Annotated in this window: 14 protein-coding genes; 5 read left to right on the forward strand and 9 right to left on the reverse strand. The window is 73.0% G+C overall.

The window, feature by feature from the left end; translation table 11 throughout:
• Positions 1-16 precede the first annotated feature (16 nt).
• Positions 17-931 carry a methylenetetrahydrofolate reductase [NAD(P)H] gene (gene metF / locus ACWCP2_RS31360; RefSeq protein WP_388508385.1) on the forward strand — a complete coding sequence of 305 codons (915 nt, stop codon included), beginning with the start codon at positions 17-19 and terminating at the stop codon, positions 929-931.
• A gap of 51 nt (positions 932-982) precedes the next feature.
• Positions 983-1,918 carry a hypothetical protein gene (locus ACWCP2_RS31365; protein ID WP_450911942.1) on the forward strand — a complete coding sequence of 312 codons (936 nt, stop codon included), beginning with the start codon at positions 983-985 and terminating at the stop codon, positions 1,916-1,918.
• A 41-nt stretch (positions 1,919-1,959) separates the two neighbouring features.
• Here the strand turns inward: ACWCP2_RS31365 and ACWCP2_RS31370 are convergent, their stop codons facing one another.
• The 5 genes from ACWCP2_RS31370 to ACWCP2_RS31390 form a co-directional block, all read right to left on the reverse strand.
• Complete coding sequence (locus tag ACWCP2_RS31370; RefSeq protein ID WP_450911943.1) at positions 1,960-3,363, reverse strand: phytoene desaturase family protein; 1,404 nt, start codon at positions 3,361-3,363, stop codon at positions 1,960-1,962.
• A 10-nt stretch (positions 3,364-3,373) separates the two neighbouring features.
• Complete coding sequence (locus ACWCP2_RS31375) at positions 3,374-3,988, reverse strand: DUF4126 domain-containing protein (protein ID WP_450911944.1); 615 nt, start codon at positions 3,986-3,988, stop codon at positions 3,374-3,376.
• Between the two features lie 138 nt (positions 3,989-4,126).
• Positions 4,127-4,528: a DUF3040 domain-containing protein gene (locus ACWCP2_RS31380; RefSeq protein WP_266909422.1), complete on the reverse strand. Its 402-nt coding sequence runs from the start codon at positions 4,526-4,528 to the stop codon at positions 4,127-4,129.
• 284 nt (positions 4,529-4,812) lie between these two features.
• Positions 4,813-5,571: a class I SAM-dependent methyltransferase gene (locus ACWCP2_RS31385; protein WP_450911945.1), complete on the reverse strand. Its 759-nt coding sequence runs from the start codon at positions 5,569-5,571 to the stop codon at positions 4,813-4,815.
• 69 nt (positions 5,572-5,640) lie between these two features.
• The gene (locus ACWCP2_RS31390) at positions 5,641-6,150 is read right to left on the reverse strand and encodes an SAV_6107 family HEPN domain-containing protein (protein ID WP_450911946.1); all 510 of its coding nucleotides are present in this window, start codon (positions 6,148-6,150) and stop codon (positions 5,641-5,643) included.
• Between the two features lie 232 nt (positions 6,151-6,382).
• On the opposite strand from ACWCP2_RS31390, the gene ACWCP2_RS31395 reads away from it, so the two are divergent.
• Genes ACWCP2_RS31395 through ACWCP2_RS31405 form a run of 3 tightly spaced genes read left to right on the forward strand, consistent with a single transcriptional unit; the run spans position 6,383 to position 10,184 of the window.
• Complete coding sequence (locus ACWCP2_RS31395; protein ID WP_450911947.1) at positions 6,383-7,459, forward strand: ATP-binding cassette domain-containing protein; 1,077 nt, start codon at positions 6,383-6,385, stop codon at positions 7,457-7,459.
• Positions 7,431-9,515: a YhgE/Pip family protein gene (locus tag ACWCP2_RS31400; protein WP_450911948.1), complete on the forward strand. Its 2,085-nt coding sequence runs from the start codon at positions 7,431-7,433 to the stop codon at positions 9,513-9,515. Before ACWCP2_RS31395 ends, ACWCP2_RS31400 begins: the two co-directional genes overlap by 29 nt.
• Before the next feature lie 36 nt (positions 9,516-9,551).
• A complete protein-coding gene (locus ACWCP2_RS31405; protein WP_450911949.1) occupies positions 9,552-10,184 on the forward strand; it encodes a TetR/AcrR family transcriptional regulator in 633 nt (210 codons plus the stop codon).
• A 357-nt stretch (positions 10,185-10,541) separates the two neighbouring features.
• On the opposite strand, the gene ACWCP2_RS31410 is transcribed toward ACWCP2_RS31405, so the two are convergent.
• From ACWCP2_RS31410 to ACWCP2_RS31425, 4 genes are all read right to left on the reverse strand, one after another.
• Positions 10,542-12,977 carry a transglutaminase family protein gene (locus ACWCP2_RS31410; protein ID WP_450911950.1) on the reverse strand — a complete coding sequence of 812 codons (2,436 nt, stop codon included), beginning with the start codon at positions 12,975-12,977 and terminating at the stop codon, positions 10,542-10,544.
• Entirely contained in the window at positions 12,974-14,383 is a 1,410-nt protein-coding gene (locus ACWCP2_RS31415; RefSeq protein ID WP_450911951.1) for a DUF58 domain-containing protein, read from the reverse strand. The genes ACWCP2_RS31410 and ACWCP2_RS31415 overlap by 4 nt, the downstream gene beginning before the upstream one ends.
• Positions 14,383-15,393 carry an AAA family ATPase gene (locus ACWCP2_RS31420; protein WP_450911952.1) on the reverse strand — a complete coding sequence of 337 codons (1,011 nt, stop codon included), beginning with the start codon at positions 15,391-15,393 and terminating at the stop codon, positions 14,383-14,385. Before ACWCP2_RS31420 ends, ACWCP2_RS31415 begins: the two co-directional genes overlap by 1 nt.
• 175 nt (positions 15,394-15,568) lie before the next feature.
• On the reverse strand, positions 15,569-16,120 hold the full coding sequence (locus ACWCP2_RS31425) for a beta-class carbonic anhydrase (RefSeq protein ID WP_450911953.1): 552 nt from the start codon (positions 16,118-16,120) through the stop codon (positions 15,569-15,571).
• Positions 16,121-16,330: the final 210 nt, after the last annotated feature.

Below are 16,330 nucleotides of genomic sequence, written 5' to 3' on the forward strand. Positions count from 1 at the left end.
CGTCTAACCTCCCCGTATGGCCCTTGGTACCTCTTCCACCTGGTCGGACCGTGCGCACACGGTCCGCGACCTCATCGCGTCCGGGCGCTCGTACTCCTTCGAGTTCTGGGCCCCCAAGACGGAGAAGGGCGAGCGCAACCTCTGGAACGCGCTCCGCCGGGTCGAGGCGGTGGCCCCGAGCTTCGTGTCCGTGACCTACGGGGCCGGCGGCTCCACGCGCGGCGGCACCGTCCGTGCCACCGAGCAGATCGCCGCGGACACCACGCTGACCCCGGTCGCGCACCTCACCGCCGTCGACCACTCGATCGCCGAGCTGCGCAACGTCATCGGACAGTTCGCCGACGCGGGCATCCGCAACATGCTCGTCGTGCGCGGAGACCCGCCGGGCAACCCCATGGGCGAGTGGGTGCCGCACCCCGAGGGCGTGCACTACGCGGCGGACCTGGTCCGGCTGGTCAAGGAGTCCGGCGACTTCTGCGTCGGCGTCGCGGCCTTCCCCGAGATGCACCCGCGCTCCACGGACTGGGACACGGACATCCGGCACTTCGTGGACAAGTGCCGCGCGGGCGCCGACTATGCGATCACACAGATGTTCTTCGATCCGGAGCACTACCTCCGGATGCGCGACAGCGTCGCGAAGGCGGGCTGCGACACCCCGATCATCCCCGAGGTCATGCCTGTTGTGAACATCAAGCAGCTCGACCGGCTCCCGCAACTCAGCAACGCAATCTTCCCCGCGGCTGTGAAAGAGCGCATGCTCGCGGTCAAGGACGACGCGGCCGCTGTACGCTCCATTGGCATCGAGTTCGCCACGGAGTTCTGCGCGCGGCTGCTGTCCGAGGGTGTCCCGGGTCTGCACTTCATCACGCTGAACAATTCCACGGCGACGCTCGAGATCTACGAGAACCTGGGCCTGCACCAGCGGGCCTGACCGGCCGTACCGTTCCCCCCGGGCGGGCGGCCGCACCGAGAGGGGCCCCGCATGGGAATGACGGTCCTCTACATCGCGTTCGGTTTCGTCGCGCTGTGGCTGCTTGCCGAGGTCCTGATGCAGTACAAGGCCCGGCTGCGCTGGCGCCTGCTCGCCTTCGCCGGGTTCGTCGGCGTGGTCGCCGGCGTCGTGCTGCCGTCGGTGCTCGTCATCGCGGCCGGAGCCGTGGCGTTCGCGATCGGCCAGACGCTGGTGACCCTCTCCTTCCGCAAGGGCTTCGTGTCCGGCTGGGCGCTGCGCCGGGGCAAGGCCCCCGAGCCCGAGCTCCCGCAGAGCCGGCGCCGGCGGGCCGGGGGCGCACCGCGCCCGGAGCCGGCCCTGGAGGTCACGGCCCTGGAGTACGGGCCGGACGAGGCCGGGGACGACAGCGACGCGTACGACACGTACGACACGTACGACAAGGAAACCGAAGAGGACTCCGGCGCGTTCTCCGGGGGCGCCGTGCGCGAACAGGTCCAGGGGTTCTACCCGGCGCAGCCGGCCGCCGCAGACGCGGGCTCGTACGGGGTGCCCGGCGAGACCACCACCTTCGCCTCCCCGTTCGCCCCGGCCGAGCAGGACGCCCACCAGTACGCGGCGTACTACGACCCGCAGACCCAGGGCGGCTACGACTACACCACCGGCTATCCGGCCCCCGGCGAGCAGCAGGTGTACGCCGCCTACTCGGATCCGTACATCGGCACCGGCGGAGCCGTCGCCCCGCAGCAGCCCTACGGCTACGCGCCCCCGTACGGCGGCTACGCCCCGGACCCGTACGCGAGCGGGCAGCAGGAGCAGTACTCCATGGACACCCCGCCCGGCGGTGTCTGGGTCCCGCAGCAGCGCGACGTGAACCAGCCCTACCCGGCGGACGATCCGCAGCAGCAGCAGCAGCCGTACCCGTATCCGTACCAGGGCACGGGCGAGTACGAGCAGTACCGCTACTAGCCGCCGGCCGACCATCGGCCCGGCGCAGCTCGGCGTACGGCCTAGCGAGAGCCCCGGAAGTCCGCGCCCTCCACGATCAGCCCGGCCACCAGGGCCCCCGTCATCCCGGCGTGCGCCAGCCCGCCGCCCGGGTGGGCCCAGCCGCCCGCCAGGTACAGCCCGGGCACGGCGGTGGTGTTCGCCGGGCGCAGCAGCCGGCCCCCGGCTCCCGCCAGCGCGGGCGCGGGCACCCGGCCGCCGACCGCACCCGTGGCCGCCTCCACGTCGGCCGGGGTGCGCAGCTCGTGCCACAGCAGCCGCTCCCGCAGTCCGGGGACGGCCCGCTCGGCCGCCGTCAGCAGGTCCTCGGCGGACGGCGCGGGCCCCGGGCCCCCGGTCCGCACCGCGTGCACGGTGACCGCCTCGTGGTCCGCGTCGGGCCGGGTGGCCGGGTCGTCGGGGCGCAGCACGGTGACCGGGCCCACCAGGGTGCGGTGCGCGGCGCCGGCGTCGCGGGCCCCGCGCAGCGCGGCGAACAGGGTGTACCAGCGTGCCGGTTCCGCGGTACGGGGGGACGCGGAGTCCGCGGCGGGCGGGATCCGCAGCCCGCCGGGGTCGGCGGCGCACACCACGTGGTCGGCCCCGACCTCGGTGCCGTCGTCCGTCACCAGCCCGGCGGCCCGGCCCTCGCGCACGAGGACCTCCCGCACCCCGGCGGCGAACTCGAAGGCGACCTTGCGCTCCAGGCACCGCTCGTACACGGCGGTGGCCAGCTCCCGGACCCCGCCGCGCACGTACCAGCTGCCGAAGGTCTGCTCCATGTAGGGAAGCACCGCGGCCGAGGCGGGCGCGGTCGCCGGATCGACCCCGTACGCCCGTACGCGCGCGGTGAGCAGCTCGTCGAAGCCGCCGCCGCCGAGCTCGCGGGCGGCCACCTCGGCCAGGGTCGGGGGGCGGCGGCGCAGCAGTCCGCTCCCGCGCAGCGCGGGGTACGGGTCGCGGGCCAGCGGGGAGGTGTCCTGCTGCAGCGGCTCCTCCAGGAGCGGCCGGCGGGTGGCGTCCCAGGCGTCCCGGGCGCGGCCCAGGACGGCGCTCCAGCGGTCCCCGGAGCCGGGTCCGAAGGCCGCGTCGACGGCGGCCGCGGCGCCACCGTGCGAGCCGCCCGGGAAGGTGAGGGTGCGGCCGTCCGGGAGGACGTAGCGGACGGCGGGGTCGATCTGGACCAGCTCCGCGCACTCCTCCAGCGGCCGCTTGCCGGTCTTGACGAACAGGTCGCGGTAGACGGCGGGCAGGTGCACCAGACCGGGGCCGGTGTCGAAGACGAAGCCGTCGCGGGCGTAGCGGCCGACGGCTCCGCCGTAGGTCGCCCCCCGCTCGTACACCGTCACCTGATGTCCGGCCACGGCCAGCCGTGCCGCCGTCGCCATCGCGCCCATGCCGGCGCCGATCACCGCAATTCGTGCCATGCCGCTGAGCCTATCGAGCGACGCGCGCGACCTCGGCGGCGAGCCTCTTCTCCTCGCGGCGCTGGGCGCGGCGGCGCAGGAAGCGGCGGATCTTGGCCCAGAGGTAGATCAGCAGGGCGAGTCCGATGATCAGCAGGACGGCGCAGATGATCGCGGCGGCCTCGGGATTGAACATCGCGAAGGTGACGATGCCGCCCACCCCGAGGTCCTCGGCGGTGCTCATCACGACGTTGCTGAAGGGTTCGGGGGAGGTGTTGATGGCCATGCGCGTGCCGGCTTTGACGAAATGGCTGGCCAGGGCGGTGGAACCGCCGACCGCGCCGGCGGCGATGTCGGAGAGCGAGCCGCTCTGCCCGGCCAGCAGCGCGCCGACCACCGCTCCGGACACCGGGCGGATCACGGTGTGGACGGTGTCCCAGAGGGAGTCCACGTACGGGATCTTGTCGGCGACGGCCTCGCAGAGGAAGAGGGCGGCCGCGACGATGAGCACGTCGGTGCGCTGCAGGGACGCGGGGACCTCGTCGGTCAGGCCGGTCCGGCCGAAGATGCCGAGCAGGAGGACCACGGCGTATGCGTTGATCCCACTGGCCCAGCCGCTGGTGAAGACCAGGGGGAGCACACTCATCTGATCATCATGTCCCAGAAGCCGTGATCCGGCGCGGATTCGGGAAACCGTGGATCCGGGAAACAGCGGATTCGGGAAACAGTGAGGGGACGGCCGCCTTTCGGCGGCCGTCCCCTCACCCGAGTCTGTCGGTGGGGCCTACTGCCCCTGTTCGTCCCGGCGGCGCTGCCACCGTTCCTCGATACGGGTCATCATCGACCGACGCTGCCGGTTCTGCCCTTGGGGCGAACCGCCTGCACTGCCGGAGGCGGGTTGCTCACCAGGCTTGGGTGCCTTGCGCCAACCGGTGACCACGAGCACCGTACAGCCCAGCATGACGAGGAATCCCACCACGCTGATCCACAGTACGTTCGGCACGATCACACCGGTCATGAGGAGCGCGATACCCACCACAATGCCTGCGACTGCCTGGTAGACCCGTCGCCGGGTGTACGTGCGCAGTCCGCTTCCCTCAAGCGCTGTAGCGAATTTGGGATCTTCGGCGTACAGCGCTCGCTCCATCTGCTCGAGCATTCGCTGCTCGTGCTCCGAGAGCGGCACGGGAGTCCTCCTCATCCGTCGGTCGCGGGGGGTAGCGACCAGGGGTCCCCTTCAGGATAGGCGGGGAATCGCCCCCGTGATACCCGCCCTCTACGCCACGTTCTAAAAAAACACTGCCCGTAAAAAGTACCGCTTGGGGAATGCTCAGCGCCGTTTGAACGGCTCACTGAGGGCGTTATTCCCCAGCGGTCCGCTCGGCATGCCGGGCGCTGACCCCGATCATACGGGTCACGACCCCGGTTCGGAGGGTGAGTGGCGCACCGCGTGCCCGGAAGCCGCGCAGATCAGGCGGGCTTCTCGCCCAGTACGTGCAGCTGCGTGGCGACCGCGTGGAACGCCGGCAGCTCCGCCGCGGCCTCCTCCAGTCGCAGCAGGGCCTCGACGGCGCCCGGCTCGGTGTCGACCAGGACGCCGGGGACGAGATCGGCGAAGACCCGGACCCCGTGCACCGCGCCCACGGCCAGCCCCGCCTCGGAGACCAGCGCGGAGAGCTGCTCGGCGGTGAAGCGGCGCGGTACCGGATCGCCCGCGCCCCAGCGGCCGGCCGGGTCGGTCAGGGCCGTACGGGCCTCCGTGAAGTGCCCGGCCAGGGCGCGGGCCAGGACGGCCCCGCCGAGTCCGGCGCCGAGCAGGCTGAGGATGCCGCCGGGGCGCAGGGCGGCCACCGCGTTGGCGACGCCCTCGGCCGGGTCGTCCACGTACTCCAGGACGCCGTGGCAGATCACCACGTCGTACGCATCGCGCTCGACGACGTCGAGCAGACCCTGGGCGTCGCCCTGCACCCCGCGGACCAGATCGGCCACGCCGGCTTCGGCGACCCGCCGCTCCAGACCGAACAGCGCGTTGGGGCTCGGGTCGACCACGGTGACCCGGTGTCCGAGGTGGGCCACCGGCACGGCGAACTTGCCGGTGCCGCCACCCGTGTCCAGTACGTCCAGCACGTCCCGCCCGGTCGCCTTCACCCGGCGGTCGAGCGCCTCCTTGAGTACCTCCCACACCACGGCGGTGCGGAGGGAGGCGCGGGGGCGGGAAGTGTCCGACACGGCTGATGGCTCCTCGGCGCGTTGGTGAGCGGTCGCTGCCCACCCTATGGCCTCGCGCTGCCGGGCAGGTCATCCCGCGTCCGGACGCTCCGTACGCGGCAGCGGCAGGCCCGGCGGAAGGCCCTGCGGCAGGTCGGCCGGCAGCAGCGGGCGGAGCGAGAGCATCCGCTCCACCAGGCGCAGGAACATCGCGACGGCACGCACCAGATCGTCCGCGTCCCGGGCGGTGGCCGCTCCCGCTATGCCCGCCTCCGCCCGCGCCCGGCGGGCCGCCCCGGAGGCGAAGAGCGCGCTCCACTCGGCCAGTTCCGGAGCTATCTCCGGGAGCACCTCCCACGCGCTGCGGATCCGCGGCCTGCGCCGGGGGTGCGCCGGCTCCGGCCGTCCGCGCGCGGCGAGCACGGCCGCGGCGGCGCGCAGCGCGGCGAGGTGGGCGGTGGCGTACCGCTCGTTGGGCCGGGTCAGCAAGGCGGCTTCGGCCAGGCCCTCGTGGGCCTTGGTGAGCAGATCGAGGGCGGCCGGGGGTGCCGTGGACTTCCGGGGGACGGGGTGGACAGGGGACGGGGACGGTGTGGCCATGACGAACCTCCTGTCATCGCGTGCGCTGGGCGCTGCCTGGTGGAGCTCCTACGGGTCGAGCTGTTTCTCGTCTGCCCCCATCGTGACGGTCCCCACTGACAATCCCGCTGACCTGCGGGTTCGTCCCGGTATCCGGGGTTGTGAACCGGCAACTGCCGCCCCGTGCGCCCTGGATGCCGCCGGGGATGCTAGTTTTTGAACTGACCGGTCAGTTCAAAAGAAGGGGGAGGGCGTGGACAGCCCGCACGGCGCGGCCGTCAAAGCCGAGGACTTCGGAGCCAAAGGCCCGCGGGGCTGGGTGTTCCGGGGGATCGGGATCGACGCGGCGCCCGGCTCGCTCATCGCGGTCGAAGGCCCCTCCGGGAGCGGGCGGACCTGCCTGCTCCTCGCCCTCACCGGCCGCATGAAGTCCACCGAGGGCCACGCCGAGATCGGCCGCCACCGGCTGCCGAAGAAGATGGCCTCGGTCCGCCGCATCGCCGCCCTCGGCCCGGTGCCCGGGGTCAACGACCTGGACCAGGCCCTCACCGTCGCCGAGCAACTGCGCGAGGGCGCCATGCTCCAGCGCCGCTACGACGGTCCCGTCCGCGCCCTGCTCCGCCCGCGCGCCGAGCGCCGCACCTCCACGGCTGCCCGGATCGACGCCGCGCTGGCCGCCGCCGGACTGGACCTCGCGACCCTGCCGAAGGGGCCGCGCACCTCCGTACGGGACCTGGAACGGCTGGAATCCGTACGGCTGTCGGTGGCCATCGCGCTGCTCGGCTCGCCCCGTCTGCTCGCCGTGGACGACCTCGACCTCAAGCTCTCGGACGCCGAACGCGCCGAAGCCTGGGACCTGCTGCGGTCCGTGGCCGCCCGCGGGACCACGGTCCTCGCGGTGTGCAGCGAGGCCCCGTCCGACGCGACGGTCCTGCGCACGGGCCCGGCGGCCACCGCCCCCACCGACCCGGCGGCGACACCGGCCGCGGGATCCGCAGTGGTGCCCCGGCCCATGAACTCCCAGGACTCCCAGGACTCCCAGGACTCCCAGGACTCCCAGGACTCCCAGGACTCCCAGGACTCCCAGGACTCCCAGGACTCCCAGGACTCCCAGGACTACCAGGACTCCAAGGTCACCTGGGGTGCCGAGGCCACCACCCCGCACGAATCCGCAGGCACCGCCGACTCCGCAGGCACCGCCGGATCCGCAGGCACCGCCGACACCGAAGGCACTGGCGACTCCGCCGGCACCGGCATCCCGGCCGCCGCCCAGGACCCGCACGACACGAAGGGGGACGACGATGCGCTCGCCGAAGCTGGCCGCGCTTGAGCTGAAGCGGTTCGGGCGGGGGAAGCTGCCCCGGGCCGCCCTCGTGGCGCTGCTCCTGCTGCCGCTGCTCTACGGAGCCCTGTACCTGTGGTCCTTCTGGGACCCGTACAGCCGCCTCGACAAGGTGCCGGTCGCCCTCGTCAACTCCGACCGGGGCGCCACCGTCGACGGGAAGCGGATCGACGCCGGCGGCGAGATCACCCGCAAGCTCCGCGACAGCAAGACCTTCGACTGGCGCGAGGTGAGCGCCGAGGAGGCGGCCGACGGGCTGGAGAAGGGCACGTACTACCTCTCCCTCACCATGCCCGCCGACTTCAGCGCGAAGATCGCCTCCAGCTCGGGCGAGGACCCCGCCACCGGAGCCCTCCAGGTCCGCACGAACGACGCGAACAACTACATCGTCGGCTCGATCTCGCGCACCGTCTTCTCCGAGGTCCGCTCGGCGGCGTCCACCAACGCCTCCCGCGGGTTCCTCGACAAGATCTTCGTCAACTTCTCCGACCTCCACGACAAGACCGCCCAGGCCGCCGACGGAGCCGACAAGCTCACCGACGGGGCCGGCAAGGCACGGAAGGGCGCCAAGGACCTCGCCGACGGCCTGGACACGGCGAAGGCGAAGAACGGCGAGCTCACCGGCGGACTGAAGAAGCTGAACGAGGCCGCCGGACAGCTGGAAACCGGTTCGAAGGGCGTCGCGGACGGCACCCAGACGCTCGCCGACAAGGTCGGCGGCGCCGCCGACAAGGCGCGCCCCTTCCTCAAGGACCCCAAGAGCCTCGCGGACAGCGCCGAACTCGTCGCCGACACCGCGAAGGTCGTCGACAACCACCTCGCGGCCTTCGCCAAGGCGGCCCCGGCCGCCGCGACCGTCACCCAGCGCGTCTCCACCGGCGCCGCCGACGTCTACGCGAAGACCTGCACCACCGGCGCCAAGCCGCTCCCGCAGACCTGCCCGCAGCTGAAGCGGCTCAAGGACGACGCGGCCGAGGCCGCCGAACTCGCCGGTGACGTGGACACCCTGCTGGGGAACTCGAAGGGGGACCTCGCCACCCTCCACAAGCAGCTCGCCGACCTGGAGCGCGAAGCCCGCCTCCTCGTCACGAAGGCCCCCGGCCTCTCCGCGGACCTGGAAGCCGCGGTCACCCAGGTGAACGCCCTCAACGACGGCGCCCACAAGGTCTCCGCCGGCATGGCCAAGCTCCACACCGGCATCGGCTCCGCCACCGAGGGCTCCGGCGCGCTCGGCGTGGGCGTCGGCAAGCTCGGCGACGGCGCGCACGAGCTCGACGGCGGCCTGGTCAAGCTCGTCGACGGCAACGGCGAACTCGCCGGCGGCCTGCACGACGGCGCCGGCAAGATCCCGGCCTACGACGAGCAGCAGCGCGACGCCCGTACCGAGGTCATGGCCGACCCGGTACGCCTCGCCAACCAGTCCCTGCACAAGGCGCCCAATTACGGCACCGGTTTCGCCCCGTACTTCATCCCGCTCTCCCTGTGGGTCGGCGCGATGGTCGCCTACATGCTGATCGCACCGCTGAACCGGCGCGCGCTCGCCACCGGGGCCTCGCCCTGGCGGATCGCCCTCGCGGGCTGGCTGCCCGTGGTGGGGATCGGCGCCGCGCAGGTGGGCGCACTGATGTCCGTACTGCACTGGGGGCTCGGCCTGCAGATGGCCCGGCCCGCGCTCACCGTCGGCTTCCTGGTCCTGGTCGCCGCCTGCTTCGCCGCCATGGTCCAGTGGCTCAACGCCAAGTTCGGCGCGGCCGGCCGGATCCTGGTGCTGGCCGTCCTGATGCTCCAGCTCACCTCGGCGGGCGGTACCTACCCCGTCCAGACCAGCCCCGGCTTCTTCAACGCCATCCACCCGTACCTGCCGATGTCCTACGTGGTCGAGAGCCTGCGCCGGCTCATCACCGGCGGCGACCTCGCCCCGGTCTGGCAGGGCTGCCTGGTCCTCACCGCCTTCACGGCGGGAGCCCTCGCCCTCACCGCCCTCGCCGCCCGCGGCAAGCAGGTGTGGACGATGGACCGGCTGCGCCCGGAACTGAGCCTGTAGCCCGGACGGACAGGTTGACCTGTGAGAATCAGCGCCATGGAAAGCAGCAGCACCGGTACGGCCTCGGGCGGCGGTCGCCGCGCGGCCACACGGCAGAAGCTCTACGAAGCGGCCGTCACCCTCATAGCGGAGCAGGGCTTCTCCGCGACCACGGTCGAAGAGATCGCCGAGCGGGCGGGCGTGGCGAAGGGCACCGTCTACTACAACTTCGCCAGCAAGAACGACCTCTTCGAGGAGCTGCTGCGGCACGGTGTGGGACTCCTGACCGAGTCCCTGCGCACGGCCGCGGAGACGACCGAGGCCCGAGGCGGGAGCCGGGTCGAGGCGCTCGACGCGATGATCCGGGCCGGGCTGGTCTTCATCGACCGGTACCCCGCCTTCACCCAGCTCTACGTCGCCGAGCTGTGGCGCACCAACCGGACCTGGCAGTCCACGCTGATGGTCGTCCGGCGAGAAGCCGTCGCCGTCGTGGAGACGGTGCTGCGGGAGGGTGTGGAACGGGGCGAGCTCAGCACGGAGATCGACGTACCGCTGACCGCCGCGGCGATGGTGGGGATGGTGCTGGTGGCGGCGCTGGACTGGCAGTCGTTCCAGAGCGAGCGGTCGCTGGACGACGTGCACTCGGCGCTGTCGCTGCTGCTGCGGGGACGGGTGAGCGGGAACCGCTGACGGGTTCCCCCCGATCGGCGGTGCCGTTGCGGCCGCGGGGCCGCGTAGAACTGGTGGGGCGGGTGAGTATCCGTACCTAGTCGCGGAAATGAGTATCTGCGCGGATGGGTGCGGGGCGTCGGCGCGCCAGACTGGGGGCCACGGACAGGGGCCCGGGGCGCACCGCCGACACGGGGCGGCAGGTGCGGACCGGGCCTCTCTGGCCGACGGGGTGGGAACACGGCCGAGGCCGGGGCTCGGGGGGATCGAGCCCCGGCCTCAGCCGTGTTCCGGTTCCGGGGCGCGAAGCCCGTGCCAGGCTGCGCGGGTGCCGCTGGGCGGGACGGCCCCGCAGGGCTTCGGTGCCCGTCCCCTCCCTCAGCCGCGGCCGCGCAGGGGGATGCGGGCCCGGGTGCGTGACGCCGCGTCGGCGAAGCGGGTGGTCAGTGATGACCAGCGGGCCGAGGCGGCCCAGCGGACGCGGGCCGCCGAGCGGGGGAGGAGCAGGGCCCGCAGCCGGGCCCGGCGGGACACTCCGGCGAGGAGACCGGCCCGGGCGAGCAGGACGTCCTGCGCCAGCTCCCCGTAGGGGGGCTCCGCGCCCGGCGGTGCGTACAGCTCCCGCTCCACCGCGCCCGCGACGCGGCGTACGGCATCGGCCGCCTCCGCGTCCAGCCGGCCCAGGGAGACCACCCGGTCCGCCGCCCCCCGGGGGGACAGCGCCTCGTCCGGGACGATCCCGGCGTCCCACGCCGCGTCGCCCAGCTCCCGCCAGGCGGCCAGGACCTGCCCGGAGCCGAGCCGTCGCGCCCGCAGGCGCCCGCGCCACAGGAACGGCAGGAGCGGCAGGGCCAGCAGCAGGACGCCCGCGGCCGTCCAGGCCAGGACCGTGGGCGCCGAGGCGCCGTCGCCCCCCGCGCCCGTGTTCCGCCCGCCCGCGGCCGGACCGCACTCGCCCAGCTTCTTCTGGTCCGGCGGGCAGTCGTCCGCCGTCGAGGGACCGGCCGAAGGCTGCGCCGCACTCGCGGACGGAGCCGCCGTCGGCACGCTCGGCTGGGTCTGCGGGGCGGCGGGCCGGCTGTAGTCCGGCACCGTGATCCCCGACCGGGGCGTCGGCTCGAAGCGGGTCCAGCCCACGCCCTCGAAGTACAGCTCCGGCCAGGCGTGCGCGTCCCGCATCGAGACGTTGACGACGCCGTCGGACTGCTTCACCCCGGGCGTGAACCCGACCGCGACCCGCGCCGGGATCCCGAGGGTGCGCGCCATCGAGGCCATCGAGAAGGCGAAGTGGACGCAGAAGCCCTCCTTGTCGGCGAGGAACTTGGCGATGGCCTGCGCACCCGTACCCGAGGAGACCTTCGTGTCGTAGCGGAATCCGCCGCTCACCGCGAAGTAGTCCTGGAGCTTGACCGCCGCCGAGTAGTCGTCCTTCGTGCCGCGCGTGACCTCGCGGGCCTTCTGCACGACGACCGGCGGCAGGTTGTCCGGCACCTTCGTGTACTCGGCCGCGATCTCGGGATTCGGCGCCGGGGCGCGGCGCAACTGCTCCGCCGTGGGGTTCAGCAGCAGGCTCCGCACCGAGTACTGCACGCCCTGGGCGTTCTGGAACTTGTCCTTGCCCAGCTGGTCCCCGACGAGCGTGCGCCCGGCCGGCTCGAACCGCCACTTCCCGGCGATGTCCACGCCCGTCGCCGGGTAGGGCATCGGCAGGTAGCGCTGCGCGTAGGTCTGGGCCGAGGAGATGAAGGTCTGCACCTCGGTGGCGCCGCCCAGCACGCTCTCGCTCACCCCGGGCGGGTTCGGCATCCGCTTCGGGACGTCCGTCAGGGCGCGCCCCGACGCCTCCCACTTGACGCCGTTGAACTCGTCCAGCGCCAGGATCCGCAGGTACTGCTCGCTGAGCTGCGGGCTGTCCGTGCGGTAGCGCAGCACCACCCGGTTGTCCTGGGTGTTCAGGCTGCTCTGCAGGGAGACCAGCGGGTTGACCGCCTGGATCGACGGGCCCAGGCCGTTGCCCTCGCCCTCGCCCGCGCCGCCGCCCGTGCCCAGCAGTCCGCTGCCCATGGAGGGCAGCACCAGCGGCATCGCCAGCGCCAGACCCAGCGCGACCGCGCCGATCCGCCGCCCGGTGCGCACCGGGGCGACGGCCTGGGCGCCGCCCGAGAATCCGGCGGCGACCTTTCCGCGAGGGGCGGCCCCGAAGACCCGGCCCCACTGGGCGAGCCGGTCGCGGCCCTCGGCGAGCAGGAGCAGGAGGTAGCCGCAGCCCGCGAGGAGGAAGGAGCCCGTCGACGAGACCGAGGCGCCGCCCGACCCGGTGGCCGCGCCCGACAGGCCCGCCGCCACGGAGTACAGCGCGAGCAGCGGGAGCCCGGCCGCGGCGGCCGTCCGTACGGTCACCGCCAGCAGGTCCACCAGCAGGCCGATCAGCAGCACCCCGGACACCAGCAGCAGCCGGATCCCGTCGGTGAGCGGGGCCGGCATCGAGAACTCGTTGACGTCCTGCACGCCCTGGCGGAACAGTGCGCCGAAGTCCGTGACGAGGTAGTCCAGCAGCCCTTCGCCGGCGGCGGACGGCATCTTCCCGCCGAACACCAGCATTAGTGCCAGCAGCGATACGAGGACCTGCGAGGCGACGGTCAGCGTCCGGGCCAGCGGCACCCGCCGCGCGCCCGCGCCCACCGCGCTCTGCAGCGCCAGCAGCAGCGCCGCCTGCGGCAGCCAGCCGCCCGTTTCCACCAGCGGTCTCAGCGACCAGGCGGTGAACAGCGTCGCCAGGGCCGCGAAGACCGTCAGTCTCGCCCGTCCGCTCATCCCCAGCCCCCCGCCGAACCAGAACCGCCCGCCGCGCCGATCGGCGCGTTGCCCGCCTGCCGCCACAGTTCCCCGAAGGCCACCCCGGGCGGGGCGGGCAGGGCCGTCCAGCCCGCGTCGCGCAGCCCGGCCAGGCGCTCCTCCAGCGGAGGCAGCCCCTGCGCCATCACGGAAGCCAGGCCCTGGGGCCGCCCCGACCATTGCGCGGAGTCCAGGACGAACGCCACGGCGCCTCCGCCGCGGCGGCACATCTTGGCCGCCAAGCCCGTCTGTACGTCGTCCAGGTCCCCGAAGAAGGCGATGAGGAGCCCGTCACCGCCCGCTCCGCCGAAGCCGCTGCCGGCGCCGTTGCTGCGTACCGCGTCGCAGGCCCGCGAGAGGCCCGCGCCGTCGGAGTGGCCGACCACCGCGAGGGTGTCCATCAGCAGCCCCGCCGCCTCCGCGGACTCCTGCCCGCCGGAGGTGAAGCCGCCGCCCTCGCGGGGCACGCAGTCCCCGGTGTCGGTCAGCAGCCGCACGGAGAAGCCCTGCTCCAGCAGGTGCACCAGGGCCGACGCGGCGGCGGAGACCGCCCACTCGAAGGCCGAGTCGGGGCCGGCGCCCTCGTAGGCGAGGCGCCGGGTGTCCAGCAGCACGGTGGCCCGGCTGCGCTGCGGCTGCTCCTCGCGGCGCACCATCAGCTCGCCGTAGCGGGCGGTGGAGCGCCAGTGCACGCGGCGCAGGTCGTCCCCGCGCCGGTAGCCGCGCGGGATCACGTCGTCCTCGCCCGCCAGGGCCAGCGAGCGGCGGCTGCCGTCGCCGTAGCCGGAGGACTCGCCGGTGAAGCGGACCGGGGGCAGCGCCTCGGTGCGCGGGATGACGGTGAGGGTGTCGTACGCGGAGAAGGAGCGGGTCAGCTCGACCAGCCCGAAGGGGTCGGTGAGCCGCAGCTGGAGCGGGCCCAGCGGGTAGCGGCCGCGCAGGTCGGAGCGGACCCGGTAGGAGACCTCGCGGCGGCCGCCCGGCTCCACCCGGTCCAGGACGAAGCGCGGCCGGGGCCCCAGTACGTACGGCACCCGGTCCTGGAGCATGAGCAGCCCGGTCGGCATCCGGGAGGTGTTGTCGAGCCGCAGCTGCACCCGCGCCTCGGCGCCGGCGGGCACCCGCATCGGGGTCAGCCGGCGGTTGCCGGAGACCCGGTGGCGGGTGCGGTGCAGGGCCAGGACGCAGAGCAGCGGCAGCACGGCGAGCAGCAGCCCGACCCGGAGCAGCTCGGACTGGCCCAGCACGTACGCGCACAGCCCGGCGGCGATCCCGGCGGCCAGGAAGGACCGGCCGCGGGTGGTCAGCCCGGACAGGGACGCGCGCAGCCCGCCACCCTCCTGGGGACCCCGGCCGCCCGCGTCGTGCGGGGCGCCGGCGCTCATCAGAAGCCCCGGATGCCCGCGCCGGGCGGGATCTCGCCGCGGGACTGCGCGGCCGGTACGGGGGTGCGCTGGAGGATGTCGGCGACGACCTGCTCGGCGGTGCGCCGGCTCAGCTGGGCCTGCGCGGTCGGCAGCAGCCGGTGCGCGAGGACCGGTCCGGCCAGGGCCTGGACGTCGTCGGGCAGGACGTAGTCCCGACCGGACAGGGCGGCGGAGGCCTTCACGGCGCGCAGCAGGTGCAGGGTGGCACGGGGCGAGGCGCCCAGGCGCAGGTCCGGGTGGCTGCGGGTGGCGGCGACCAGGTCGACGACGTAGCGCCGGACGGGCGCGGCCACGTACACCTCGCGGACGGCTTCGATGAGCTTGCCGATGTCGTGGGCGTGCGCGACGGCCGTCAGATCGTCGAGCGGGGAGAGTCCGCCGTGCACGTCGAGCATCCGCAGTTCGGCCTCGGGGCTGGGGTAGCCCACCGAGACCCGGGCCATGAAGCGGTCGCGCTGGGCCTCGGGCAGCGGATAGGTGCCCTCCATCTCCACCGGGTTCTGGGTGGCGACGACCATGAAGGGGCTCGGCAGCGTGTAGGTGGTGCCGTCGATGGTGACCTGGCGCTCCTCCATCGACTCCAGCAGCGCGGACTGGGTCTTGGGGGAGGCGCGGTTGATCTCGTCGCCGATGACGATCTGCGCGAAGATCGCGCCCGGCTTGAACTCGAACTCCCGGCGCTGCTGGTCGTAGATGCTCACGCCGGTGATGTCCGAGGGCAGCAGGTCCGGGGTGAACTGGATCCGCTGGACCGAACAGTCGATGGACTTGGCGAGCGCCTTGGCCAGCATCGTCTTGCCGACGCCGGGAACGTCCTCGATGAGCAGGTGGCCCTCGGCGAGCAGGACGGTCAGCGCGAGGCGGACCACCTCGGGCTTGCCCTCGATCACGCTTTCGATCGATTCCCGCACCTGCTGCGCCGTGCTGGTCAGATCCGCGAGGCTCGCTCGGTCGTCATACGTGGTCACCTGATTCTCCTCGACCCTTTCCCAGGGCCGGCGCCCCATGGCGCATGACCGGCCCACCCCGAAACACCTCTGAAACCGCGAGCATCAAGAACGTCGTCACGCGATCACCGGCCCGGAAGCTTCCTTCCGGGTGACGTCTCCCCGCATTCTTGACGCCGCTTGGCCCTGGTGTCACTCAAGAGGTGGGATCGATCTCCCGCAGGAGCCCGGTGTGCACGTCGAAGACGAAGCCTCGCACATCGTCCTTGTGGGGCAGGAAGGGGTTCGTGCGGACCCGCTGCATGGACTGCCGGACGTCCTGGTCCACGTCGCGGAAGGCCTCGACGGCCCAGGCGGGGCGCTGGCCGACCTCGTCCTCCAGCTCGTGCCGGAAGTCCTCGGTCAGGCTTTCGAGACCGCATCCGGTGTGGTGGATGAGTATCACGGTGCGGGTGCCGAGCGCCCGCTGGCTGATGGTGAGGGAGCGGATGGTGTCGTCGGTGACCACACCGCCGGCGTTGCGGATCGTGTGACAGTCGCCGAGCTCCAGGCCGAGGGCGGCGTGCAGGTCGAGACGGGCGTCCATACAGGCCACGACGGCCACCTGGAGGACCGGCCGGGCGTCCATGCCGGGGTCGCTGAACTTCGCCGCGTAGGCGCGGTTCAGTTCCACGAGCCTGTCGGTGGTGCCGGAGCCCTCGGGGGACAGGCGGGCGGACTCGGCGGGCAGGGATGCGGAAGTCGTCATGGATACGACGTTAGTGGTCACAGGGCGTATGAGCATCGAGTGAGGGTGGACAAAGAAGGTCACCTGATCCTGTTGTGAGCTAACCCACAAGGGTGAGGCGCACGCGGCTGTCCGGGTGATTCGCGGCTTTTGCGGCTTCGGTCGCAGTGGGGCGCACGGCGCGCGGGGCGGTTCGTTGACCGCGGCGACCGTTGCACTAAAGTGACGCGA

The organism is Streptomyces sp. NPDC002104 (genome assembly GCF_053593795.1).